Source organism: Achromobacter deleyi, from assembly GCF_902859705.1.
Classification (GTDB): Bacteria; Pseudomonadota; Gammaproteobacteria; order Burkholderiales; family Burkholderiaceae_B; genus Achromobacter; species Achromobacter deleyi.
In genome coordinates this window covers 52,618-75,226 of sequence record NZ_CADIJO010000004.1, presented here as the reverse complement: position 1 = coordinate 75,226, position 22,609 = coordinate 52,618, and the positions used below count along the sequence as shown (strand labels likewise).

At 59.8% G+C, this 22,609-nt stretch carries 25 protein-coding genes; 9 read left to right on the top strand and 16 right to left on the bottom strand.

What is annotated here, in order from left to right:
• Positions 1 to 78: 78 nt before the first annotated feature.
• The 4 genes from HV798_RS07430 (at position 79) to HV798_RS07415 (ending at position 2,714) form a co-directional block, all read left to right on the top strand.
• The gene (locus HV798_RS07430) at positions 79 to 945 is read left to right on the top strand and encodes a D-amino acid aminotransferase (protein ID WP_175192403.1); all 867 of its coding nucleotides are present in this window, start codon (positions 79 to 81) and stop codon (positions 943 to 945) included.
• A 117-nt stretch (positions 946 to 1,062) separates the two neighbouring features.
• Positions 1,063 to 1,335: a YbeD family protein gene (locus tag HV798_RS07425; protein ID WP_025136251.1), complete on the top strand. Its 273-nt coding sequence runs from the start codon at positions 1,063 to 1,065 to the stop codon at positions 1,333 to 1,335.
• Positions 1,336 to 1,350: 15 nt separating this feature from the next.
• Positions 1,351 to 1,989, top strand: a complete 639-nt coding sequence (gene lipB, locus HV798_RS07420) for a lipoyl(octanoyl) transferase LipB (RefSeq protein ID WP_175192404.1) — start codon at positions 1,351 to 1,353, stop codon at positions 1,987 to 1,989.
• The gene (locus HV798_RS07415; protein ID WP_175192405.1) at positions 1,986 to 2,714 is read left to right on the top strand and encodes a tetratricopeptide repeat protein; all 729 of its coding nucleotides are present in this window, start codon (positions 1,986 to 1,988) and stop codon (positions 2,712 to 2,714) included. Before lipB ends, HV798_RS07415 begins: the two co-directional genes overlap by 4 nt.
• Before the next feature lie 37 nt (positions 2,715 to 2,751).
• On the opposite strand, the gene HV798_RS07410 is transcribed toward HV798_RS07415, so the two are convergent.
• Positions 2,752 to 3,585 carry a substrate-binding domain-containing protein gene (locus HV798_RS07410; protein ID WP_246288612.1) on the bottom strand — a complete coding sequence of 278 codons (834 nt, stop codon included), beginning with the start codon at positions 3,583 to 3,585 and terminating at the stop codon, positions 2,752 to 2,754.
• A 132-nt stretch (positions 3,586 to 3,717) separates the two neighbouring features.
• Between HV798_RS07410 and lipA the strand changes: the two genes are divergently transcribed.
• The 4 genes from lipA to HV798_RS07390 all read left to right on the top strand — a co-directional run bounded on the left by lipA (position 3,718) and on the right by HV798_RS07390 (position 7,600).
• Complete coding sequence (gene lipA, locus HV798_RS07405; protein ID WP_175192406.1) at positions 3,718 to 4,722, top strand: lipoyl synthase; 1,005 nt, start codon at positions 3,718 to 3,720, stop codon at positions 4,720 to 4,722.
• A gap of 225 nt (positions 4,723 to 4,947) precedes the next feature.
• Positions 4,948 to 6,252: a DUF2142 domain-containing protein gene (locus HV798_RS07400; RefSeq protein ID WP_175192407.1), complete on the top strand. Its 1,305-nt coding sequence runs from the start codon at positions 4,948 to 4,950 to the stop codon at positions 6,250 to 6,252.
• A gap of 8 nt (positions 6,253 to 6,260) precedes the next feature.
• Complete coding sequence (locus tag HV798_RS07395) at positions 6,261 to 7,250, top strand: glycosyltransferase family 2 protein (RefSeq protein ID WP_175192408.1); 990 nt, start codon at positions 6,261 to 6,263, stop codon at positions 7,248 to 7,250.
• A complete protein-coding gene (locus HV798_RS07390; RefSeq protein ID WP_175192409.1) occupies positions 7,247 to 7,600 on the top strand; it encodes an EamA family transporter in 354 nt (117 codons plus the stop codon). Before HV798_RS07395 ends, HV798_RS07390 begins: the two co-directional genes overlap by 4 nt.
• A gap of 62 nt (positions 7,601 to 7,662) precedes the next feature.
• On the opposite strand, the gene HV798_RS07385 is transcribed toward HV798_RS07390, so the two are convergent.
• The 12 genes from HV798_RS07385 to HV798_RS07330 form a co-directional block, all read right to left on the bottom strand.
• Positions 7,663 to 8,937 carry a glycosyltransferase family 4 protein gene (locus HV798_RS07385; protein WP_175192410.1) on the bottom strand — a complete coding sequence of 425 codons (1,275 nt, stop codon included), beginning with the start codon at positions 8,935 to 8,937 and terminating at the stop codon, positions 7,663 to 7,665.
• A 69-nt stretch (positions 8,938 to 9,006) separates the two neighbouring features.
• Positions 9,007 to 10,002, bottom strand: coding sequence for a glycosyltransferase family protein (locus HV798_RS07380; protein WP_175192411.1), 996 nt, complete (start codon positions 10,000 to 10,002; stop codon positions 9,007 to 9,009).
• Positions 10,003 to 10,015: 13 nt separating this feature from the next.
• The gene (locus tag HV798_RS07375) at positions 10,016 to 10,984 is read right to left on the bottom strand and encodes a class I SAM-dependent methyltransferase (protein WP_175192412.1); all 969 of its coding nucleotides are present in this window, start codon (positions 10,982 to 10,984) and stop codon (positions 10,016 to 10,018) included.
• 15 nt (positions 10,985 to 10,999) lie between these two features.
• A complete protein-coding gene (locus HV798_RS07370; protein WP_175192413.1) occupies positions 11,000 to 12,355 on the bottom strand; it encodes an ABC transporter ATP-binding protein in 1,356 nt (451 codons plus the stop codon).
• Positions 12,345 to 13,166: an ABC transporter permease gene (locus HV798_RS07365; RefSeq protein WP_175192414.1), complete on the bottom strand. Its 822-nt coding sequence runs from the start codon at positions 13,164 to 13,166 to the stop codon at positions 12,345 to 12,347. Before HV798_RS07365 ends, HV798_RS07370 begins: the two co-directional genes overlap by 11 nt.
• 11 nt (positions 13,167 to 13,177) lie before the next feature.
• Complete coding sequence (gene galE, locus HV798_RS07360; RefSeq protein WP_175216347.1) at positions 13,178 to 14,191, bottom strand: UDP-glucose 4-epimerase GalE; 1,014 nt, start codon at positions 14,189 to 14,191, stop codon at positions 13,178 to 13,180.
• Positions 14,188 to 14,736 carry a dTDP-4-dehydrorhamnose 3,5-epimerase gene (gene rfbC, locus HV798_RS07355; RefSeq protein WP_175192416.1) on the bottom strand — a complete coding sequence of 183 codons (549 nt, stop codon included), beginning with the start codon at positions 14,734 to 14,736 and terminating at the stop codon, positions 14,188 to 14,190. The genes galE and rfbC overlap by 4 nt, the downstream gene beginning before the upstream one ends.
• Positions 14,736 to 15,614 (bottom strand): glucose-1-phosphate thymidylyltransferase RfbA, encoded by an 879-nt coding sequence (gene rfbA, locus HV798_RS07350; RefSeq protein ID WP_217481156.1) that lies wholly within the window; start codon positions 15,612 to 15,614, stop codon positions 14,736 to 14,738. Before rfbA ends, rfbC begins: the two co-directional genes overlap by 1 nt.
• The gene (gene rfbD, locus HV798_RS07345) at positions 15,607 to 16,509 is read right to left on the bottom strand and encodes a dTDP-4-dehydrorhamnose reductase (RefSeq protein ID WP_175192417.1); all 903 of its coding nucleotides are present in this window, start codon (positions 16,507 to 16,509) and stop codon (positions 15,607 to 15,609) included. Before rfbD ends, rfbA begins: the two co-directional genes overlap by 8 nt.
• Before the next feature lie 7 nt (positions 16,510 to 16,516).
• The gene (locus HV798_RS07340; protein WP_217481155.1) at positions 16,517 to 17,440 is read right to left on the bottom strand and encodes a glycosyltransferase family 2 protein; all 924 of its coding nucleotides are present in this window, start codon (positions 17,438 to 17,440) and stop codon (positions 16,517 to 16,519) included.
• Between the two features lie 173 nt (positions 17,441 to 17,613).
• The gene (gene rfbB / locus HV798_RS07335) at positions 17,614 to 18,675 is read right to left on the bottom strand and encodes a dTDP-glucose 4,6-dehydratase (protein ID WP_175192418.1); all 1,062 of its coding nucleotides are present in this window, start codon (positions 18,673 to 18,675) and stop codon (positions 17,614 to 17,616) included.
• 180 nt (positions 18,676 to 18,855) lie between these two features.
• Positions 18,856 to 19,416 carry a cob(I)yrinic acid a,c-diamide adenosyltransferase gene (locus tag HV798_RS07330; RefSeq protein WP_175192419.1) on the bottom strand — a complete coding sequence of 187 codons (561 nt, stop codon included), beginning with the start codon at positions 19,414 to 19,416 and terminating at the stop codon, positions 18,856 to 18,858.
• Positions 19,417 to 19,603: 187 nt separating this feature from the next.
• Between HV798_RS07330 and HV798_RS07325 the strand changes: the two genes are divergently transcribed.
• Positions 19,604 to 19,897 carry a copper-binding protein gene (locus HV798_RS07325; protein WP_175192420.1) on the top strand — a complete coding sequence of 98 codons (294 nt, stop codon included), beginning with the start codon at positions 19,604 to 19,606 and terminating at the stop codon, positions 19,895 to 19,897.
• Positions 19,898 to 20,041: 144 nt separating this feature from the next.
• Here HV798_RS07325 and hslU read toward each other — a convergent pair whose 3' ends face one another.
• From hslU to dksA, 3 genes are all read right to left on the bottom strand, one after another.
• Positions 20,042 to 21,376, bottom strand: a complete 1,335-nt coding sequence (hslU, locus tag HV798_RS07320) for an ATP-dependent protease ATPase subunit HslU (RefSeq protein WP_175192421.1) — start codon at positions 21,374 to 21,376, stop codon at positions 20,042 to 20,044.
• 78 nt (positions 21,377 to 21,454) lie between these two features.
• The gene (hslV, locus tag HV798_RS07315) at positions 21,455 to 21,994 is read right to left on the bottom strand and encodes an ATP-dependent protease subunit HslV (RefSeq protein ID WP_008160807.1); all 540 of its coding nucleotides are present in this window, start codon (positions 21,992 to 21,994) and stop codon (positions 21,455 to 21,457) included.
• A gap of 129 nt (positions 21,995 to 22,123) precedes the next feature.
• On the bottom strand, positions 22,124 to 22,588 hold the full coding sequence (dksA, locus tag HV798_RS07310; protein WP_006216410.1) for an RNA polymerase-binding protein DksA: 465 nt from the start codon (positions 22,586 to 22,588) through the stop codon (positions 22,124 to 22,126).
• Positions 22,589 to 22,609 lie beyond the last annotated feature (21 nt).

The window sequence follows — 22,609 nt, the reverse complement described above, 5'->3', positions numbered from 1 at the left end:
CGGCCGCGGGTGTAAGCTTTATCGCAAGGGGCGGGCCGGGTGGCCCGTCCCTATCCATTTGATTCTCAGGAGCGGCTCATGATTCCGGGCGTACCGGGCGAAAGCCAGGTGTTTCTCAATGGCGAGTTTCTGCGCGTGGACGAGGCCAAGATCTCTGTCCTGGACCGCGGCTTCATTTTCGGCGACGGCATCTACGAAGTCGTGCCGGTCTATCGCGGCAATGCCTTCCGCATGGCCGAGCACCTGGACCGCCTTGACCGCAGCCTAGCGGCCTTGCGCATCGCCCAGCCGTTCGACCGCGCCGGCTGGATCGACCTGATCGAACAGCTGCTGGCGCGCTCCAACCTGGAAACCTGCATCGTTTACCTGCAGGTCACGCGCGGCGTTGCCAAGCGCGACCACCAGTTCCCGGCCCAGCCGGTCACGCCGACCGTCTTCGGCATGGTGTCGGCGTGGGCGCCGCCGTCGGCCGAGGCCCGCACGCAAGGCCTGTCCGCCATCAGCATTCCCGACGAGCGCTGGCTGCACTGCGAGATCAAGTCCGTGTCGTTGCTGGGCAATGTGCTGGCCAAGCAGCAGGCCGTGGACGCCCATGTCGACGAAGTGCTGCAGTTCCGCGACGGCTTCCTGACCGAAGGTTCGTCCACCAACATCTGGGTCGTGTCCGGCGGCAAGCTGCTGGCGCCGCCCAAGAACAACCTCATCCTGGAAGGCATCCGCTACGGCCTGATGGGCGAGCTGGCGACCGAAGCCGGCATCGCCTTCGAAGCGCGCCGCATCACCCAGGACGAAGTCGCTCAGGCGGACGAACTGATGCTGTCCTCGGCTACCAAGGAAGTCCTGGCGATCGTCTCGCTGGACGGCCGGCCGGTGGGTTCGGGCAAGCCCGGCCCCGTTTTTGAGCAATTGCGCGCGGGTTATGATGCCCGCATTGCCGCGCTCTAAGCCGGCCCTGCGGGGGCGCTGTTACCAGCCCCCCCGCGTCGCCCGCCCTGACGGGCGGGCCTTGCCTGGGCGATGCCTGCCCCCATATAGATGAATTGACGCTCCAGGCCATCCATCATGCATATTCCGCCCGAAGACTCCCTCATCGAGTACCCCAGCGACTTTCCCATCAAGGTCATGGGCAAGCAGCACCCCGATTTTGCGCAGACGCTGACCGAAGTCGTGCTGCGCTTTGACCCGGGCTTTGATGCCGCCACGGTCGAAATGCGGCCCAGCAAGGGCGGCAACTACATGGGCCTGACCTTCACGGTGCGCGCCACCTCGCGCGAGCAGCTCGACGGCCTGTACCAGGCGCTGCACGGCCATCCCATGGTGTCGATTGTCCTGTAAGGCAAGAAGGCTGCCGTGATCAAGTGGCTCGCGCGGCCGGCGGACTACCTGTCCGTCTGGCGGGACATGCAGGCGTACACCGACCAGCGGTCGGCCGAGACGCCCGATGAAATCTGGCTGTGCGAGCATGCGCCCGTCTACACGCTGGGGCAGGCCGGCTTGCCCGAGCACGTGCTGAACCCGGGCGCCATTCCCATCGTCCATTGCGACCGTGGCGGCCAGGTTACCTACCATGGCCCCGGCCAGGTCATGGCCTACGCGCTGTTCGACCTGCGCCGGGTCGACATGTACGTGAAGGAATACGTCGCGCTGCTGGAATCCGCGGTGATCGACACGCTGGATGACATGGGCGTGGCCGGCGCCTGCCGCAAGCCGGGGGCGCCGGGCGTCTACGTGCCCGCGCCGGGCGGCGGCGACCTGGCCAAGATCGCCGCGTTGGGCATCAAGATCCGCAATGGCCGCGCCTACCATGGCGTGTCCCTCAATGTGGCTATGGACCTGGCGCCGTTCCTGGGCATCAACCCCTGTGGTTACGCGGGGCTGCGCACCGTCGACATGGCGGCCTGCGGCGTCCGGCTAGACCCTACCGACGTCGGCGATACGCTGGCGCGCAATCTGGCCCGCGCCTGGCGCCAGGCAAGGACTCCCGCATGACACCCAGTTTCAGCCCGGCCGATGTGGCCGCCACCTCGCCGGAACAGCTGGCGCGGCTGCGCGAAGGCCCGGCCGAGCATTACGCCGCCTGGATACGCACCGCTGCCGAGATGGGCCTGGTCGAGGCCCAGACCATTTACGGCCAGATGCTGCTGGACGGCGTCGGCGTGCCGCAAGACCAGGTCGAAGGGCTGGCCTGGTTCAAGCGCGCCGCCAATGCCGATCACCTGATGGCCATCAACATGGTCGGCCGCTGCTACGAGAACGGCTGGGGCGTGGCGCCGGACGATACCGTCGCGGCGTACTGGTTCCGGTTGGCTGCCGACCGCGGGCTGGACTGGGGCATGTACAACTACGCCCACATGCTCAAGAGCGGCCGCGGCGGCGTAGTGCAGAACCGCGCCGCGGCGCTGGCCCTGTACCAGCAGGCCGCGCAGGGCGGCCATGTGAAATCCATCGGTGTCGTGGGCCGCTTCTACGAGGCCGGCGATGTCGTGCCCCAAGACCTGGAGCGCGCCTTCGACTGCTACCAGCGCTGCGCCGAGGGCGGTGACTTCCGTGGCATGTTCCATCTGGGCCGCATGCTGCTGCAGCGCGGCCGCAAGGAAGAGGCCGTGCAATGGCTGGTACGCGTGCCCGAGACCGCCACGCCGGCGTTTCTGCGCGAAGCCGACGCCATGTTGCGCGACAGCGGGTTTCCGGCCCTGTACGAAACCGGGGCTTGACCGGAAGGTAGGCCACCGCGCTGCCGGCCCGGGCCGGCTACGTGCTCAGGCGCGGCTCGAACACCACTTCCATCGTGACCTGAGTGCCGGGCGGCTGTTCGCCGTCCAGCCGGTCCAGCAGCAGCTGGGCTGCGCGCCGGCCCAGGTCCGCAGCATCCACTCCCAGCGTCGTCAGGCCCTGTACCCATTGCGGCGCACTGCCATCGTCGGTGAAGCCCAGCACCGCCAGGTCCTGCGGCACGTGCAGGTCGCGGTTGTGGGCTTCCGACACGGCGGCCGCGGCCAGCAGGTCCGACGTGCAGAACACCGCATCGAAAATCGTATTGGTCGCCAACAGGCGCAGGAAGGCCATGCGGCCATCGTTCATCTGCAGGGCCTCGGGCTGCACGATGTCTGCCACCTGGGTCAGGCCCAGCGCGGCCGCCGCACTGATGAAGCCTTCGCGCCGGGCCCGCTCCCAGGGGGTGTCGGCGCTGATGCAGGCGACCTGGGCAAATTTCTTTTCGGCGAAATGGCGGGCCGCCTGGCGGCCGGCTTCGGCGTTGTCGATCGTCACGACGCTGTCTAGCGGTGTCTCCGGCAGGCCCCAGGTTTCCACCACCGGAACGTCCAGCGCCGCAACGGCGGCACGCAGTTGCGGATCGTCCAGCGGCCCCAGGGCCAGGACGGCGGCGGGCTGCAACACAGCCAGCCCCGGCAGCAGGCCGGGCTCGCGCCAGGAGCCCGTGGCCAGGTAGTAGCCGGCCACTGCCAGCCGGTCGGCAATGGCTTGGACCGCGCGCGGTGCGGGGGGCGAGTCCAGGCGGGGGGCGACCAGGACGATGGGACGGGGGACGGATGGGGAGGGCATGACGGGCGGGGTGGAATTCATCAGGCGTGACGATAACCCAGCCTGGGTAGCCTCCCGGCCAAAGGCCGTTCAGGGTGGAAGCCCCCAGGGAGGGTAAAATGCGTTTTTTGTCTCAGACCACGGCGCGATCCGCGCCGGTCGTGAAGGTGTCTCATGTCTACGCTTGCCGAGTCGTCTGTTCCCTCGAACGAACCCGCCGCCACGCCTGCCGAAGCGGCCTACGATCCGACGCAGAAGCAGAAATCCCAGGCCAAGACGGCGCGCATTCCTATCAAGATCATTCCCGCCGAACGCCTGAAAAAGCCGGAATGGATCCGCGTCAAGGCTGCCCAGCCCGGTTCCCGCTTCTACGACATCAAGCGCATCCTGCGCGAGCACAACCTGCACACGGTCTGCGAAGAAGCCTCTTGCCCGAACATCGGCGAATGCTTCGGCAAGGGCACGGCCACGTTCATGATCATGGGCGACAAGTGCACCCGCCGCTGCCCGTTCTGTGACGTGGGCCATGGCCGCCCCGACCCGCTGGATACCAACGAGCCGCTGAATCTTGCGCGCACCATCGCCGCCTTGAAGCTCTCGTACGTGGTGATCACCTCGGTTGACCGCGACGACCTGCGCGATGGCGGTGCCGGCCATTTCGTCGATTGCATCACCCATATTCGCGAGTTGTCGCCGTCCACCCGCATCGAGGTGCTGGTGCCCGACTTCCGCGGCCGCCTGGATCGTGCGCTGACCATCCTGAACGCCGGCCCGCCCGACGTGATGAACCACAATCTGGAAACCGTGCCGCGCCTGTACAAGCAGGCCCGCCCGGGCTCCGACTACATGCACTCGCTCAAGCTGCTGGCCGAGTTCAAGCAGTTGCATCCGGAAGTGCCCACCAAGTCCGGCTTGATGCTGGGCCTGGGCGAGACCGACGAGGAAATCCTTCAGGTCATGCGCGACATGCGTGCGCACAACGTCGATATGCTGACCATCGGCCAGTACCTGCAGCCGTCTGAACACCACCTGCCGGTGCTGCGCTACGTGCACCCGGATACGTTCGCGATGTTTGAACGTGAAGCCTACGCGATGGGCTTCTCGCATGCGGCGGTGGGCGCCATGGTGCGTTCTTCGTACCATGCTGATGAGCAGGCCCATGCCGCGGGTGTTAATTAAAGACAGGTAAGCCTTGTTGGCTTTTTGCATTGCTGCGCGAGCCGTTCAGGTCGGCGCAGTTTATTGTGCTGTTCTAAATTTCTTGGTTTTACAATTCGGAGAATAAAAATTAAATCGGTCCATGCTAAGCGGGCTTGGGGCGCAGGATGGCTTGGGGAGGGCTTTCGCCATTTGCAATTTTCCCGTAATTCCTGGATAGCCTTCGCTGCCATATTGGCGGTGTTCATGGTCTTGAATCGTCTGGTGCCACCCATGCAGTCGCCGGACGAGCCCGTACATTTGTTGCGGGCGTATTTGCTGACCGATGGCGTGGTCCTCCTTGAAAATCAGCAAGGCAAATTGTCAGGTGGCAATGTCGATCGCAATCTCATCAATTTCGCACTGATGGGGCAGGGTCCGTTTCCTGGCAACCTTGCAGCGAAGGTGACGCATGAACGGATTGATCAGCTGTCTTCGCTGAAATGGTCTGGTGAAAAGACCTATTTCGAGATGCCGACCACCAGCTACTATTTCCCGGCCATTTACATCCCTCAGGCCATTGGTCTGGCGATAGGTGAACAGCTGAACCTTTCGGTACAGCAGTCGTACTACTTGGCGCGGTACAGCGTATTCGTGGCCAGTATGGCCTTGATATTATTGGCATTCCGGATTTTTCCGACCAATCCATTGACGGTTTGCCTGCTGTTGTTACCAATGACGGTCTTCCAGGCCATGGGCGCTGCCATTGATGGCTTTTCACTGGCGCTTGCAATCTTGGCGACGAGCATTTTCATGCGGCTTGCGACCAAGCCGGCAGAAAGGGAAGTAGCCTGGTCGTATCTGTTGATCGGTCTGATCTTCGTCTTGGCGACCAGTCGGACTCAAATCGCGTCGTTCGTGCTCATGCCATTTACGCTTGCGTTGGTGCGAAAAAGAGCCTTGTATTTCTGGCAGGGCTTAATCGTCACTGTGATGGTGCTGCTATGGTTGTATCTATCGATCTCGTCCAATCAGGATGGAGGTATGCATCACGCCGGTTATACACACGGGGAGGTGATTAAGCATTATTTGTTGCATCCGACGGAGATGCTGGGGATTATTTACAACACGATCACCTCGAACGAAATCCGCTCTGGATATATGCAGCAATTCGTCGGTGTATTGGGTTGGCTGGATACGAAATTTCCCAAGGGCTACTACAACACGGTGTGGTGGATGTTCGTCGCGGTGGCGATCCTCTCTATCTCGGTGAGAAACCTGAAGCAGACCTGGATCCCGCGACTGGCACTTGTGTTGATGTTTCTGGGTGCCTGCTTCACGATATTTTTTGCGCTGCTGGTGCAGTGGAATGAATTCCCGACACCAGTGATCGGGGGCGTGCAAGGGCGATACTTCACCATACCCCTGGTGGCCCTGGCCTACGGCTTGAGTGGTGATGGAGGATTCAAGACCTCAGCTGCCAAGACGTCCATCTTGATCCTGGCATTGATTACACTCTTGACCTTCGCGAAAATGCCTCAGCTTCTGCTCGATCGCTTCTACATCGGGTGAGAATCCACATGTCCCAATTTGAACAACTCTCCGTCGCAGTCATCATCCCCGCTTACAAGGTAACGCGCCACATTCTGGACGTCATTGCCGAAATCGGTTCCGAAGTGAGTCGGATTTATGTCGTCGACGATTGCTGCCCAGATGCTTCGGGTGCTTTTGTCACGGAGCATTGCAGAGATCGCCGCGTAGTCGTACTGCGCAACGAGGTGAATCGCGGCGTTGGCGGCGCTGTCATGGCCGGCTATAGGGCTGCGATCGAAGCGGGCCTTGACATCTTGGTCAAGGTCGACGGCGACGGTCAGATGGACCCCAGGCTGATTCCGGATTTCATTGCACCCATCGTGAACGGTGATGCCGACTACACCAAGGGCAATCGCTTCTTCGACTTGGAGGCGTTACGCGCTATGCCCGGCAAGCGCCTGTTTGGCAATGCCGTTCTGTCTTTCATGACGAAATTTTCGTCCGGCTACTGGGATTTGTTTGACCCAACCAACGGCTACACCGCCATTCACGCGCGAGTGGCTGAGCATCTGCCGTTCGACAAGATCAGCCAGCGGTATTTCTTCGAAACCGATATCTTGTTCCGACTGAATCTGATCGGCGCGGTCGTGCAGGATGTGCCGATGGATGCCTGCTACGCCGATGAGGTGAGCAACCTGAAGATCTCGCGCATTGTCGGTGAGTTCTCGCTGAAGCATATGCGTAATTCGCTGAAGCGGATTTTCTATAACTACTATCTGCGGGGATTCTCGATCGCCTCGCTTGAATTGCCGCTGGGCATTCTGCTATTCGCATTTGGCGTTATTTATGGTGGCCTCCATTGGGTCCAGTCCAGCGTCAACGGAGCACAATCGCCTGCCGGGACCGTGATGCTGGCGGCATTGCCAGTCTTGATCGGCATTCAACTGATACTCGCATTTGTCGGTTACGACATATCGCACGTTCCCAAGAAAACGCTGCATAAAGCGTCCTTGCTCAAGAAGAGAGGCAAGCAGTGATTACCTTCAAACAATTGATTGGCACCTTGTTCACAGTCCTGTCGCTGTCGGTGGGGCAGGTGTTGTTCAAGGTCGCAGCTTCCAAGATCGACGTGCAAGGCAAAGGCATCTTCCAGGGATTTCTGCTGAATCCCGCCCTGATCATTGCCTTGGCTGTCTATGGCTTTGCAACCATTGCATGGTTGTGGGTCTTGAAAGAGATTCCCTTGCGGACCGCCTATCCTTTTATCGCCCTTGGCTTCGTGATCGTGCCGATCCTGGCTCATTTCTTCCTGGGGGAAGCGTTCAAGTGGACGTCGGTGGCAGGCGCGCTCGTTATCGTGCTGGGCGTCTACATCTCGGTGCGTTAGCGCCATCTGGCCACACGGACCGACGCGCCGGCCGGTTCGTGTGGAAGATATCCCGAAGCCTCTTAACTGAATAGGCGCTTCAGCCGTCTTTTGACCTTTCCGGCCACGCCACGAGTCTTCTTGTACCCGTGATAGCCGACACGTGCGACATCCGCGAAGTGCTTGAACAAGGTTGAGTTGGCCATGTAGACCGCCAGGCGTTGCACGTGCGGCGGAATGACCTCGCGAGGTTCGCCGGGACTCGGCGTAGAGGCGACGATATCCTCGGGCAGAATGCTGCGGGACATCATGTCGTAAGCAAAAGCGATGCTTCGGTCGTAATTGGGACGCAGCGTGCTGTCGTACCAGCATTTCGGATCCGAGACCAATCTGGCGTAAAAAGCCTCCAGCGTGTCGATCGAGCTTTCCCAATCCCACTCGCGGGCGGTCTCTGCCCCTGCAGCAATGAGGCGATCGCGTAGCGCCTTGTCGTCGATCAGTCGCTGCACGGCATTGCGTGCTGCGGCGATGTCCAAGGCATCGACCACCAGTGCGTTCTGTTCATCGACGATGTATTCGTCGTAGCCGGTGACACGTCCTACGACCGCGACGCCACCGCACGCCATCATCTCCATGGGCGGGCCAAAAAACCCCTCGACGCGACTCAGTTTCAGCAGGATGTCGCAACTGGAATAGATCTTGCGCATATCCTGCATTGGCACATGCTCGAAAAATCTGTCGCAATGCCAATGGGCCTCGGGCTCTCCGTATGAGCTGACGCACCAGACTTCCGCATCGATATCCTGTACTGCCTCGAACGCCTCACGCATACCCTTGTAAGGCAGGCCGATGGCTCCTTCCAGAAGGATACGGGGCTTTTTCCCTTTGCTTTGCAAGGGTTGGTCAGGCCGGAAGATATCGGGGTCCAGACCATTGGGAACCAGCTCTGCCTCGTGACCGAAACCCTCTTTCAGCCAGGTACGGATCCAGCGTGCCTCAGTCAGGTAATGCACGCCGAAGTAGTAGGTCAGCGTGGTCAGATGTTGCCACCGCGAACCTTCTGGGTGAAAGCGCGTCTCGTCGGACTGTACGAAATAGGTCTTCACGCGAGCCGAGATTCTCGGCAGCCAAAATGCGGTGCTCCAGCCTGTCGCGACAACCACTTCCAGGTCGCCCTCCCAGGTGGCCGCGTCATGAACTGGAACCTGCTGTCCGGGAAACCAATCCATCGGACGGATTTCCACGATCGACAAGAGCACGACGTCGTGACCGCGCTTGAGCAGGCGATTGGCATGTTGGCATATCACCGCCATCCCACCCGAAACCGAGCAACTGGGCACGATATAGCCAATTTTCATTTTCTTTTCAGGCACAGAGGACATATTTGGAATGTGGGTGAGACTAGGCGTGGTCGACAATGTTGGAGACTATTTCAAGAGCTTGCGGCCGAAAGCCCGCGCACGCGATTCCAGGCTGAAGTACTCCGCCACCATGTTGACGCTGCCAGATGGTTTGGCGGCTTGAAAGCGGGGGTACTTGTCGTGATCCAGATCGACGATGAGTTGCTGGAAATTGACTTTGGCGTTCAACAGTTCCCGGATACGGGCTTTGCCAGAGGCGGCGATACGGCGGCGCTCTTCGTCATGTTCGAGGTAGTAGGCAACTTTCTCGTACATGTCCGAGGGAGAAGCCGCTTCGACATAGTCCACCCCTGGGCGTAGATACCGATTGGGCGTGATCGGCTCGGAAATCACGAAGGCTCCGGTCGCCAGCAGCATCTGCATTCTCGGTTCCCAGGAAATCTCGGATTCTGCATGTACGTTGAGATTGATCTTTGCCTGCGCCATGTAGGCGATCAGGGGCGGTCCGAAGATGCCGTGGCAGATATGCAGGAACTGAAAATGGTGTTTCAGCGGACCGAAGAATCGCTCTCGATGTGGCGTGCTGCGACCGATAAAAAACATATCCCACTTGGGCTTGAACTGACGGTCGACATAGGTATCGGTTGCGACGGGAAAGGCGAACGCGCCGGACAGGTTCAGACCGTCGCGCGCCATGAATTGCAGCGACGCTTCGTCATAGTGGAATACATAGTCAAATGGCTGCGTGCGGATACGCGACCGGAAATCCAGATAGCGCTTTATCGAATCGCGTGTGTACTCCAGCTTGTCACCCAAATTGCGGGGGAACGGCTCGCTCGACAGGGCAATTTTCTTGCCTCGCAGGCGGGGTAGCAACGAAGGCGGGAAAAACTCGCCCCGGAAGAAAAAATTGACGTCTGCGTCGAAGTCGATCAAATCCGCCAGATCTTCTTCTCTCATTCCGAAATGAAAAGGAAATTCGCGCACCTCATGGTCCGCGGAAAGATCCTGCTCATAGCAGAAACGGAAATACTCTGGTTGGCTGACAAAGGCGATTTTCATACGGACCCGCGGTTCAGGATTTGCCGAGCAGCGACCGCAACTTGCGTATGACCCGAGCGCAGAGCGTGGCTTGGGCCGCTGCCAGAGCTTGTTGGGTGGATGCGAGTTCCTGGCTGGTGTTGGCGAGTTCCTGCTTGATGAAGGCCAGGTCCTTGTCGCGTACGCTCAGGGCATTCGAAACTTCGGCGATGTAATCGCTCATGCGGCGGATTTCGGTGTTCAGTTCCAGGACTTCGCGCTGCTTTTCATAGAACGCATTGTCCTGTTCCGAAAAGAATGCCGTGACCGGTGCTGGTTCCGGCAGTGCCGTGTTGCTGGCCACTGCGAGGTAGTACATCGGTTCGATTGCCATCGGTACGGCACGGCGCACGCCATCGTTGAACTCGGTGTATGTCTGGATGATGTCGCTTGCCTCAGCCTCGTGAGGCAGGAGCAGGGACGTGGCCGTGACACGTTGTCCGTAGTAGCGTACGTTGCCGAAATATCGGCCAATCAACGTATCGAGTTCGGCGAAATACAGCTCTTTGACGTGGAAGTGGTTATGGTCGCCACCCGCGAGGTCGGAATAGATCTTCTTGTTGGGTGAGGAAATGATCAACAGCCCGTCTGGGGTCAAGACGCGCCGGATCTCCGACATCATCTCTTCATGCTGGTCGTGATGCTCGATCGTTTCGAACGAGACGACGACGTCTATGCTGTGATCGGGCAATGGGATGCTGGCCGCACTGCCTTCGACGAAAGTCAGGTTGTCGCGATCCGCATATTTTTGGCGCGCGTGGTTGACTGCTTCGGCAGAAATGTCCACGCCAATGACCGAGGCGGCGTGGCGCGACAGCGCGTACGATCCGTAGCCTTCACCTGAAGCGATGTCGAGTACACGCTTTCCTTGGATATAGGGCGTGCACCATTCATAACGGTGCAGGTGTTCGAGCCTGATATCGCCGGGCAGCGTGGGGATGAAGCGTTCGCCGGTAAATTCCATGTGATTCTCTAGATGTCAGTCGCTGAGCGCCAATGTGACGGATTCCATCGGAATCCCCACCAGGCCGGTTGTGATCGAGGTGGACGTGGACCGGAAGATTAGCGCCTCGTGTATCCACTGGTGTTGAACGTGGTCCTGCTGGTTGCCTTCCGCGAGCGCTACATTGATGCTGTAGTCGCCAACCGGCAGGATCGGCATCGGAAAAGCAAATGAAGCCGAAAACGTCTGTCCGGCGGGAACGCTCAGCGGCGTGTCCATGTGGGTCAGGTACGTGTTGTCGCCGAAAAGCACCTGCCCCAGGCGATCCTTGATGAAGAAGCCCACGATCGGCGAAAAAATATCCTGGTGAGCACGGCAGGAAACGTGCAGGCTGACGCGCTCGCCACCGACCACCCATTGCAACGGCTGGTCTTGCGTGTCGCGCAGTTGCACATTCTCGATGCTGGCGCCGCCTTTGCCGAAGGCCTTGGCATTTTCTTCGAACGAGAACAGCTGGATATCGTTCCTGAACTGAGTCTGGTTCAGAAAATCCAGGCGCATGTCGCGCAGCACGGGCGCGGCAGGGGCAACGATCTGCTTGGGGCTGTCGACGGCGTCGGCCGACTTGGCTTGCGGCGTGGCGCTGGGCCCTTGCTGGGCCTCGTAGATGTCGGCCATGTAGGCCGCGCTGATGTCCTTGGGTGTTCCAGACATGCGCAGCACGCCCTTGTCGAGCCAATAGGCGCGCTGGCACAACGACGTGACCGCCCCGATGTCATGGCTGACAAAGAGGATCGTGCCATTTTCCTGGAACCGACGCAGGAACCGCATGCACTTCTGCGTGAATACCGCATCGCCGACCGCAAGCGCCTCGTCGATCACGAGAATGTCGGCGCTGACATGCGCGACAACCGCGAATGCCAAACGCACATACATGCCGCTGGAGTAGGTCTTTACCGGCTGTTCAATGAAGTCGCCGATGTCTGCGAATGCCGCTATGTCATCGAACCGTTCATCGATTTCTTCCTCGGTCAGGCCGAGCATCGTGGCGTTCAGGTAGACGTTCTCGCGGCCGGTGAACTCCGGGTTGAAGCCCGAGCCCAGCTCCAGCAACGCGGCGACCCTGCCGGCTGCTGTGATCGTCCCCGTCGTCGGATTGAGCGTGCCACAGATAAGCTGCAGCAACGTCGATTTGCCGCTGCCGTTGCGGCCTATCAGGCCAATGGTTTCACCCTTGCGGATTTCCATCGACAGCGTTTGCAGTGCCCAGAATTCCTTGTAGTACTGCTTGTGCTTGCCAAAAAGCATCTGCAGAAGGCGGTCTCGCGGCTTGTCGAAGATATGGTAGCTCTTGCTGAGCCCATCGATCTTGATGGCGATATCAGAGGACATCGGCGAATCCTTTGCGCGTTTTCTGGAACCAGAAGAAGCCCAGCCAGGCGATGACGGCGCTGATGACCATCAGGATCGCCCAGTGCTTGAGATCCGGCAGCACGCCGAAGATGAGCAGGTTGCGGCTTTCTTCGATCAGGTAGGCCAGAGGATTCAGGTTGACCAGCATTCTGTACTTCTCTGGCAGTGCGCTGAGGGGATAGAACACCGGCGACATGAACAGCAGGACTGTGGTCAGCATGCTCGTGATTTGCCCAATGTCGCGCACATATACGCCCAGTGCAGACAGAAACCAGCTGACGCCCAGGGTACCCAGCACCAGCGGGATCAGCAGCAACGGAAACAGCACTGCAGTCCATGGCAATTCGTGCTGCAGGAGAATGCGGGCAACCAGTAGAACCAGGAGGCTGATGCAGGTGTGAAAGAGGGCAGCGCCGAAAGCGACCCAAGGCAAGACCTCAAGCGGAAAGATGACCTTTTTCACATAATTGACGTTGTTCAGGATGAGGCTCGGCGCGCGTAGTACGCACTCTGCAAACAACCCGTGCACGATCAGCCCGACGAAGAGAATCAGCGCGAACTCAGTTTTGCTGCCGCTGGCACTGCCCCCCCATCGCGCATTGAATACCACCGAGAAGATGAACGTATAGATCGTCAGCATCAGGATGGGATTGAAGAAGGACCAGGCAAGGCCCATTACCGACCCGCGGTACCGTCCGATGACTTCACGCTTGGTCAGCGCCAGGATCAAGGAACGGTTACGCCACAGGCTCGCGACCATCTCTCGGCCGCTGCTGGAATATTGCTGCATGGTGGGCGCTCCTACGACTCTGGGTATCCGTCGGGGTTCTCGATCTGCCAGCGCCAGTGGTCCGCACACATGTCGGAAAGATGGCGCTGGGCTTTCCAGCCGAGAATCTGTTCCGCCTGCGTGACGGCGGCATAGGACTGGGCTACGTCACCAGGCCTGCGCGCAACTATCTTATAGGGAACGTCGCGTTCGGATATTTGCGAAAAGGTCGTGACCAGATCCAACACGGAGGTACCGCGGCCGGTACCCAGGTTCACGGTCAGCATGCCTGCGTGCTGTTGCAGATTGCGCAGGGCCGCCACATGTCCTTCGGCCAGGTCCATGACGTGGACATAGTCGCGCACACCCGTACCGTCGGGCGTCGGGTAATCGCCGCCAAACACGTTCAGATATTCACGGTGGCCCGTGGCGACTTGGGCCACGTACGGCATCAGGTTGGCCGGAATGCCCAGCGGATCTTCACCGATGCGGCCGCTTTCATGTGCCCCAACCGGGTTGAAGTAGCGCAGTCTGGCAATTCGCCAATGGGTGTCCGAGGCGTGCAGGTCGGCGAGAATGTCTTCGATGAAAAGTTTGGTGCGCCCATACGGATTGGTGGCGCAGCGCGAACTGTCCTCGGGAATGGGCACGTTGCACGAATCGCCATATACCGTTGCCGATGACGAGAACACCAAAGTCTTGACGTCGGTCGTCGTCATCGCTTCGAGCAGGCAAAGCGTGCCGACGACGTTGTTGTCGTAATAGGATATCGGTGATTGGGTCGATTCGCCCACGGCCTTCAGGCCAGCGAAATGCATGACCGCTTCGATCTCATGTTCGGCAAACAGCCGCGACAGCAATGCCTTGTCGCGGATATCGCCTTTCTCGAATCTAACGGCATTCGGGCAGATTTCCCGCAAGCGTTGCAGCACAGTTGCTTTCGAATTGCTGAGGTTATCCAGGATCAGTACTTCCTGTCCGGCATTCGACAACGATACGCACGTGTGGGAACCAATGTAGCCCAGGCCGCCGGTGACGAGAATCATGGGAAGATCTCCGAGTCGGCCAAGGTTTTGCCGTTGAGATCCTTTTCTGACATCACAGGCGTTGCATCGTCCAGCGGCCAGTCGATTCCAATCGACGGATCATTCCAGCTGACGCAACGCTCATGCTGAGGGGCATAGTAGTCAGTCGTCTTGTACAGGAATTCAGCATGCTCGGACAGCACCAGGAAGCCATGCGCGAATCCTTCGGGCACCCACATCTGTCGCTTGTTTTCCGCCGAGAGAACCGTACCCACCCATTGACCAAAAGTTGGGGAAGACTGGCGCAGGTCGACAGCGACGTCAAAGACCGCGCCTTCGGTGACACGGACGAGCTTGCCCTGGGGCTGCTGGATTTGATAGTGCAGGCCGCGCAGCACACCCTTGGAAGAGCGGGAATGGTTGTCCTGCACGAAATCGCGCTGAATGCCCGTCATTTCCTCGAACAGCTTCTTGTTGAAACTCTCGAAGAAAAAGCCACGCGCATCACCAAATACTCGGGGTTCGAATACCACGACATCCGGTATGGATTGCTTGATTGCTTTCATCAATAGACCTTCTCTACCAATAGGCGCTTGAGATACTGGCCGTAACCATTTTTGGCCAGCGGCGCTGCAAGTCTTTCCAGTTCTTCGCTCGAAATCCATTTTTGGCGAAAGGCGATCTCTTCAGGACAAGCGACCTTCAAGCCTTGGCGGTTTTCAAGGGTGGAAATGAACTGGCTGGCCTCGAGCAGGGATTCGTGAGTGCCGGTGTCCAGCCACGCATAGCCACGACCCATGATCTCGACGGCGAGCCGATCGTTTTCGAGATAGGCGCGGTTGACGTCCGTGATCTCGAGCTCACCACGCGCCGATGGCTTGATGTTCTTGGCGATATCGACAACATCATTGTCGTAGAAGTACAGGCCCGTGACTGCATAGCTGGACTTGGGGTTGACGGGCTTTTCTTCCAGCGAAAGCACGCGGCCCTGTGGGTCGAACTCGGCGACGCCATAGCGTTCGGGATCGTGCACGTGGTAGGCGAACACGCTGGCGCCCTCTGCGCGCTTGTCGGCGCTCTCCAGCAGCCGCTGGAAGTCGTGACCGTAGAAGATGTTGTCGCCCAGTACCAGGGCTGAGTGATCATTGCCGATGAAGGATTCACCGATGATGAAAGCTTGGGCTAGACCGTCAGGCGACGGCTGCACGGCATATTCGAGATTCAGCCCCCACTGTTTGCCGTCTCCCAGCAACTGCTGGAAGCGTGGTGTGTCCTGAGGTGTGGAGATGATGAGAATGTCTCGAATACCCGCTAACATCAGCGTGCTCAGCGGGTAGTAGATCATGGGCTTGTCGAAGACCGGCAGCAATTGCTTGCTGATGGCAAGGGTCGCCGGATGCAAACGGGTACCGGATCCGCCTGCCAGGATTATGCCTCTACGCATTATTGGGATTCCCGAGTCTTTTAAGTTGGTCGATGGCGCGGCTCGCATGCGCCGTCCAATGCGGCATTTGCAGGCGTAGCGCGCTCGATAGCTTGCTGTTATCCAATCTGGAGTTTTGTGGCCGCTTGGCTGGGGTGGGGTAGTCTGCGGCCGGAATGGCGTGGACCTGATTAGCGGTGAGCGTCAGGGCGATACCCTGCGCCGTTGCCTGATTGACGATATACCGGGCAAACTCACACCAACTGACAACGCCAGAGGCGGTCAGATGATAAATCCCCGCCTGGAGTCGATCCTGGCGAAAGGCATTGATCGCCAATGCGGTGACATCGGCGATCAGTTCAGCCGACGTTGGCGCACCGAATTGGTCCGCCACGACGTTCAGGCTGTCCTTGGTGGCAGCCAGACGCAGGATGGTCTTCAGGAAATTGCCGCCTCGCGACGAGAACACCCAACTGGTCCGGAAGATCAGGGCATTGCAACCGCTGTCGAGGATTGCGGCCTCGCCATCGCGCTTGGTCGTGCCATAGACGCTTTGCGGATCGGTGGGGTTCGTTTCGAGGTACGGCGTATCGCCGGCGCCATTGAAGACGTAGTCGGTGGAGTAATGCACCAGCAGCGCATCAGTGGCCTTGGCATGTTGAGCCAGGGCCGACACGGCGATCGTATTGATCTGCGCAGCTGCTTGTGGCTCGCTTTCTGCCTTGTCCACCGCAGTGTACGCAGCAGCATTGACGATGATGTCGGGGTTGTGCGCTTGCAAGGTAGCGCGCAGTGTCGACAGATCGCTGAGGTCCGCGCCGCTGCGTCCAAGCGCCAGCGTTTCACCCAACGGGAGCAGGGTGCGCTGCAATTCCTGGCCGACCTGGCCGTCCTTGCCGAGGAGTAGAATTTTCACGAGTTCCTCAAAGCTTGTTGAATATCACGGCGACGATCATGCCCAGGTTGCCCAAGGCAGTTTGCCGGTAAATGCCGGCCGACTTGAATTTGAGCATCCGTTGCGGCAAGGGGCTTCGACGCGCGCAGATGAACTGCTCAAGACGCTGCAGATTTGACGGCGTCATCCGGTCGAGCAGCTTCGAGAGCGCCTCGATATTGCGCCCGTTCCAGTTTTTAAGATGGCCCTTGAAAAGCATACGGATACGCGTGATCCTGGCCATCAACCCCCGATTAGCGCCGATAAGATTGCTGGTGTGCTGTCGGTACCGCAGCGACGGCCGAGGGTCGTAGTGCACCTTGCCGCCGCATGCCGTCACCGCTAGGTATACCCACCAGTCGTGGGCCGCGACGTCCACCAGGGGACCTGCTTGCAATAGCAATTGGCGAGCGCAGTCGTTGAAAACCATGGTGTTGCCGCCTGCGATATTCTGGGCCAAGGCATTTTCAAATGCGGGCTGGCGATTGAATAAAGGCGACAAGCCGATTTCCTGGTTGTCTTCGTTGACCAATTGAGTCCGAGTGCAATACAACGCAGGTACATCGGTGGGAATGGTTTTCAACCACTCGACGGCATTTTGAAGTTTATCTGCATGCCATATGTCGTCCTGGTCTGAGAACGCGTAGTAATCAGCCTGTACTTCGGCATTGCAAGTCAGCGACATGAAATTGCCGACAAAGCCCCGCCGAGGCCCTTCAAATACGTTCAGCTTCGAGGCGCCCCATCTCTGCCTGTATTCGGCCAGCATATCCCGCGTGCGGTCGACCGATCCGTCGTCGGATACGGCAAGCGCCCAGTCCATATGGGACTGGGCCGCAAACGAATCCAACTGACTCGCCAGGTATTTTTCGCCCTGATACGTACACATCAGGATGGCAATTCTTTCACTCACGACTGCTCGTCTGTATATTTGTCAGATCCAGCTTGTCTGGATCCTGGGCTGTTGCGAGGTTGGGGGGCTGTCGGTCGCCGGTCGGCTTACGTCCAGGCGTCTCTGGCAGGGGGCGGCGCGACAGCCGTCGTAACCACCGCCTTGCGAATAATGGTGGCCCGAAGGCCGCAGGGCTATGCCTGGTATTGCTTGCTGACCCAATCGCGGTACGCGCCGCTGGTCACGTTGCGCACCCACTGCTGGTTGTCCAGATACCAGACCACAGTCTTGCGAATTCCGCTCTCAAAGGTTTCGGCCGGCATCCAGCCCAGCTCGCGCTGCAGGCGGGTTGCATCTATCGCATAGCGGCGATCGTGGCCTGGACGGTCCTGCACGAAAGTAATCTGACTGGCATACGATTGGCCATCCTGCCGGGGACTTAATTCGTCCAGTAACCTGCAGAGCACTTGAACGACTTCCAGGTTGGCCTTCTCGTTCCAGCCGCCGACATTGTAGGTCTCGCCAACGGTGCCTGCCTCGAGCACGCGGCGGATGGCGCTGCAATGGTCGGTGACGTAGAGCCAATCGCGGATCTGTTGGCCGTCGCCATAGATGGGCAGCGGCTTGCCGGCCAACGCATTGTGGATGATCAGCGGGATCAGTTTCTCAGGGAAGTGATAGGGGCCGTAATTGTTCGAACAGTTGGTCGTCAATACCGGCAGGCCATAAGTATGGTGGTAGGCTCGCACCAAGTGGTCGCTTGCTGCCTTGCTGGCGGAATAAGGGCTGTTCGGCTCGTATCGGTTCAGTTCAGTAAAGGCGGGATCATCCTGGCTCAACGAGCCGTAGACCTCGTCCGTCGAAACGTGCAGGAAGCGGAATGCAGCTTGCGCCTCGGCGCCAAGCTGGCCGTAGTAGCTGCGTACGGCTTCCAGCAGGTGGAAGGTACCGACGATGTTGGTCTGGATGAATTCGCCCGGGCCATGGATTGAGCGGTCCACATGGGACTCCGCTGCGAAATTCAGGATGGCACGCGGTCGGTGTTCGGCAAGCAGGCGGGACACCAGGGCGCCATCACCGATGTCGCCTTGCACCAGCTGATGTCGAGGGTCGTTGTTCAACGAGGCCAGATTGCTGGGGTTGCCTGCATACGTCAACTTGTCCAGAGTGATGACGGACTCATCATGTTTAGCGAGCCAATCCAGGACGAAGTTAGAACCTATGAAACCGGCTCCGCCAGTGACAATAATACTCATTCTTTATTGAATCCTTGGGCTGTGAGCGCGGTGCGCCAACCCGCTCGATAACCCGCAATTATGCCGCAACTGCTCTGTCACCACCTAACAGATGAAACAAAGTGTTGTGTCAAATATGCAGGCTCTGGATTGGAAGACGTTGTTGCCATGGAAGAATCGGGGCTGATTTTTTGCCAGGCGTTACGTGGCCTTACGCGAGTTCTGGCTGGACCAGAATACGTCAGGAACGCCTGCCGATTGATTGACGTGGCGCGCCAGGACAAACAGCAGATCAGACAGGCGATTCAGGTATTGGCGGACCGCGCGAGAGACAACGTCGAGTTGTGACAACGCGGTAGTCGTCCGTTCCGCCCGACGGCAGACGGTTCGTGCCAGGTGAGCCAGCGCCGCCGCGCGCGAACCCCCAGGCAGGATGAACTCGCGCAGTGGGGCCAGTCCGCCGTTGTAGTGCGCCAGGCGCTCGTCCAGATGAGTGATCTGCGTTTCGAGCAATGCCGTATGTCCCGGAATGCAGAGTTCCGCACCGATATCGAACAAATCGTGTTGGATCGTCAGCAGGTCGGTCGATACTTCGGCGGGCAGGCGCTCGGTCAGCAGCAGGCCAATGACGCTGTTGAGCTCATCGACGTCGCCCAATGCCGCAATGCGGGGGGCGTCTTTGGGAATACGCGAGCCGTCTCCCAGTCCTGTGGTGCCATCGTCGCCGGTGCGGGTTGCGATGATGGATAAGCGGTTGGCCATGGAATTCCTGGATGGGAAGAGAGATTTACGCAGGCGATTGTTGGTCGCAGGCCATTTCGCAATCAATTGTCGAGATTGTTGCGTTCCTCGGCTGAACTTGTTGCATGCTGGCGGTATCCTAGCATTGTAGAAAACGCTCGCGAATGTGGTGCCTGCCCGGCGCTTTCTCGGCAACAGGAGGATAAACATGGCTTTCAACCGCAAATACGCAATGCCCATGGCCGTCGCCACTGCGATGGCCGTCGTGTCGCTGGCGTTCGCCCAGCAGGCCGACGCCAGTGGCGAGGTGCGGCGCGTGGACCCGGCTGCGGGCAAGGTCACCATCAAGCACGACGCCATCAAGGCGCTGGACCTGCCGGCAATGACACTGGTGTATGACGCCGATCCCGCGCTGCTGGCCAAGATCAAGGCCGGTGACAAGGTCCGATTCACGGCCGAACGCAAGGATGGCAAGTACGTGGTGACCGCGATCACCAACTAAGTCTTGCCAGGCTTTCCGCCGTTGTGGCCCATGAGCCACCGCCGCGCGTGGCGCTTCAGGAATGCAGAAAGGCCCGCCGCAATGGATTGCGGCGGGCCTTTCTGCGTGCGGCGGGCACCCTGGGGCCGCGCCTACAGCACATAGCTACAGCACGTAGCGGGCCAGGTCCTGGCTGCTGGCGGCTTCGGCCAGTTGCGCATTGACGTAGGCGGCGTCGATCTTGACGGTCTTGTCGCTGCTGGAGGTGGCGTCGAACGACAGTTCGTCGAGCAGCTTTTCCATCACCGTGTACAGCCGGCGGGCGCCGATGTTCTCGGTGGTTTCATTGACGTCGTAGGCCAGCTCGGCCAGGCGGCGTACGCCTTCTTCGGTGAATTCCAGCTGCACGTCTTCGGTGGCCATCAGCGCCGTGTACTGCTTGGTCAACGAGGCATCGGTGTCGGACAGGATGCGCACGAAGTCTTCGGCGGTCAGGGATTCGAGTTCGACGCGGATCGGGAAACGGCCCTGCAGTTCAGGGATCAGGTCCGACGGACGGGCCAGGTGGAAGGCGCCCGACGCGATGAACAGGATGTGGTCCGTACGGACCATGCCGTAGCGCGTGTTGACGGTGGTGCCTTCGACTAGCGGCAGCAGGTCACGTTGCACGCCTTGACGCGAGACGTCGGCGCCGCCGCTTTCCTGGCGGGCCGCGATCTTGTCGATTTCGTCCAGGAAGACGATGCCGTTCTGTTCAACATTGTTGATGGCGGCGGTGCGCAGGTCTTCTTCGTTGACGCGCTTGGCGGCTTCTTCGTCGACGATGAGCTTGAAGGCTTCGCGCACCTTCATTTTCTTGGACTTCTTCTTGTCGCGGGCCATGCCGGCGAACATGCCGCGCAGCTGCTCGGCCATTTCTTCCATGCCGGGGGGCGTCATGACGTCCATCTGGGGCGCGGCCTGGGCGACTTCGATCTCGATTTCGAGGTCGTCGATCTTGCCCTCGCGCAGGCGCTTGCGGAAGGTCTGGCGGGCGCTGTTGTCTTCGCCGCGTTCGGGTTCGCCGGAGGCACCACGCGGGGGCGGCACCAGGGCGTCGAGGATGCGGTCTTCGGCGGCGTCTTCAGCCTGGGTGCGCACGCGGCGCATTTCCAGTTCGCGCGTCTGTTTGATCGAGTATTCGGTCAGATCGCGGATGATGGTGTCGACGTCGCGTCCCACATAGCCCACTTCGGTGAACTTGGTGGCTTCGATCTTGATGAACGGCGCGTTGGCCAGCTTGGCCAGGCGGCGCGCGATCTCGGTCTTGCCCACGCCGGTGGGGCCGATCATGAGGATGTTCTTGGGGTGGATTTCGTGGCGCAGGGGCTCGGCGACCTGCTGGCGGCGCCAGCGGTTGCGCAGGGCGACCGCCACGGCGCGCTTGGCGCGGTTCTGGCCGACGATGTATTTGTCGAGTTCGGAGACGATCTCTCCGGGCGTCATGTTGGATGCGGACATGAGGGCGAATCCTTGGAAAGCTAGGGCTGGCTGGGGGACGCGCGCCGCGGCGCAGAAAGCGGCGCCGCGCGGCGGGCGTCAGTCGCCCAGCGTTTCGATGACGTGGTTCTGGTTGGTGTAGATGCAGAGGTCGCCAGCGATCTCGAGAGATTGTTTGACGATGGTCTCGGGCGGCAGTTCCGTGTTGCGCAGCAGAGCCAGGGCGGCCGACTGGGCGTAGGCGCCGCCGGAGCCAATGGCGGCCAGGCCGTGTTCGGGTTCGAGCACGTCGCCGTTGCCGGTGAGCACCAGCGTGTGTTCGGCGTCGGCCACGATCAGCATGGCTTCGAGGCGGCGCAGGACGCGGTCGGTACGCCAGTCGCGGGTGAGTTCGACCGCGGCGCGCATCAGGTTGCCCTGATGCTTTTCGAGCTTGGCCTCGAAGCGTTCCTGCAGCGTGAACGCATCGGCGGTGGCGCCGGCAAAACCGGCCAGGATCTTGTCGTGGTACAGGCGGCGGATCTTGCGCGCCGTGCCTTTGATGACGATGTTGCCCAGGGTGACCTGGCCATCGCCGCCCAGTGCGACGCGGTTACCGCGACGCACGCACACGATGGTGGTGGCGTGAAATTGTTCCATGCGTTCCTTCCTTTGAAACGACTAGCTGGGGGCGATCCAAGGGAAATCAAGGCTTTCCGGGGCGCCAATAAAAAAGGCCATGCTGGGGGCAGCATAGCCTTTCAGGGTGACGCCGGAAAACGGGACGGATCAGTCGCCGTACAGCTTCTGGCGCATTTCGCGGCGCTCTTGAGCTTCGAGCGACAGCGTGGCGGTGGGGCGGGCCAACAGGCGCGGAACGCCGATGGGTTCACCCGTTTCTTCACACCAGCCGTATTCGCCGCTGTCGATGCGGGCGATGGACTGTTGCACCTTTTTCAGCAGCTTGCGTTCGCGGTCGCGGGTACGCAGCTCAAGGGCGTGTTCTTCCTCGATGGTGGCGCGGTCGGCGGGATCGGGCACGAACTGCGTTTCGCGCAGGTGCTCGGTGGTTTCGCCGGCGTTGGCCAGGATGTCCTGTTCGAGTTGTTTGAGCCGTTCCTTGAAGAATGCCAGCTGGCGTTCGTTCATATAGTCGGACTCGGGCATGGCCAGCAATTCCTTCTCGCTGGGCAGATCAATCGCCGTATCGCTCGTCGACTTGCTTGATTTTTTGGTTGCTGCCTTGGTAGCCATGAAAACACTCCACTATGAATC

Bases quoted from the DNA above. Each gene is read 5' to 3' on its own strand.
- HV798_RS07400 (WP_175192407.1), top strand. From the start codon at position 4,948: ATGGTCTTGAATCGTCTGGTGCCACCCATGCAGTCGCCGGACGAGCCC.
- hslV (WP_008160807.1), bottom strand. From the start codon at position 21,994: ATGGAACAATTTCACGCCACCACCATCGTGTGCGTGCGTCGCGGTAAC.
- galE (WP_175216347.1), bottom strand. From the start codon at position 14,191: ATGATTCTCGTCACCGGCGGCCTGGGCTACATTGGTTCCCACACGTGC.
- rfbA (WP_217481156.1), bottom strand. From the start codon at position 15,614: ATGCGTAGAGGCATAATCCTGGCAGGCGGATCCGGTACCCGTTTGCAT.
- HV798_RS07375 (WP_175192412.1), bottom strand. From the start codon at position 10,984: ATGGAATTTACCGGCGAACGCTTCATCCCCACGCTGCCCGGCGATATC.
- HV798_RS07370 (WP_175192413.1), bottom strand. From the start codon at position 12,355: ATGTCCTCTGATATCGCCATCAAGATCGATGGGCTCAGCAAGAGCTAC.
- dksA (WP_006216410.1), bottom strand. From the start codon at position 22,588: ATGGCTACCAAGGCAGCAACCAAAAAATCAAGCAAGTCGACGAGCGAT.
- HV798_RS07385 (WP_175192410.1), bottom strand. From the start codon at position 8,937: ATGAAAATTGGCTATATCGTGCCCAGTTGCTCGGTTTCGGGTGGGATG.
- HV798_RS07425 (WP_025136251.1), top strand. From the start codon at position 1,063: ATGCATATTCCGCCCGAAGACTCCCTCATCGAGTACCCCAGCGACTTT.
- HV798_RS07395 (WP_175192408.1), top strand. From the start codon at position 6,261: ATGTCCCAATTTGAACAACTCTCCGTCGCAGTCATCATCCCCGCTTAC.
- HV798_RS07365 (WP_175192414.1), bottom strand. From the start codon at position 13,166: ATGCAGCAATATTCCAGCAGCGGCCGAGAGATGGTCGCGAGCCTGTGG.
- HV798_RS07330 (WP_175192419.1), bottom strand. From the start codon at position 19,416: ATGGCCAACCGCTTATCCATCATCGCAACCCGCACCGGCGACGATGGC.
- hslU (WP_175192421.1), bottom strand. From the start codon at position 21,376: ATGTCCGCATCCAACATGACGCCCGGAGAGATCGTCTCCGAACTCGAC.
- HV798_RS07380 (WP_175192411.1), bottom strand. From the start codon at position 10,002: ATGAAAATCGCCTTTGTCAGCCAACCAGAGTATTTCCGTTTCTGCTAT.
- HV798_RS07410 (WP_246288612.1), bottom strand. From the start codon at position 3,585: ATGAATTCCACCCCGCCCGTCATGCCCTCCCCATCCGTCCCCCGTCCC.
- HV798_RS07430 (WP_175192403.1), top strand. From the start codon at position 79: ATGATTCCGGGCGTACCGGGCGAAAGCCAGGTGTTTCTCAATGGCGAG.
- rfbC (WP_175192416.1), bottom strand. From the start codon at position 14,736: ATGAAAGCAATCAAGCAATCCATACCGGATGTCGTGGTATTCGAACCC.
- lipA (WP_175192406.1), top strand. From the start codon at position 3,718: ATGTCTACGCTTGCCGAGTCGTCTGTTCCCTCGAACGAACCCGCCGCC.
- HV798_RS07415 (WP_175192405.1), top strand. From the start codon at position 1,986: ATGACACCCAGTTTCAGCCCGGCCGATGTGGCCGCCACCTCGCCGGAA.
- HV798_RS07325 (WP_175192420.1), top strand. From the start codon at position 19,604: ATGGCTTTCAACCGCAAATACGCAATGCCCATGGCCGTCGCCACTGCG.
- rfbB (WP_175192418.1), bottom strand. From the start codon at position 18,675: ATGAGTATTATTGTCACTGGCGGAGCCGGTTTCATAGGTTCTAACTTC.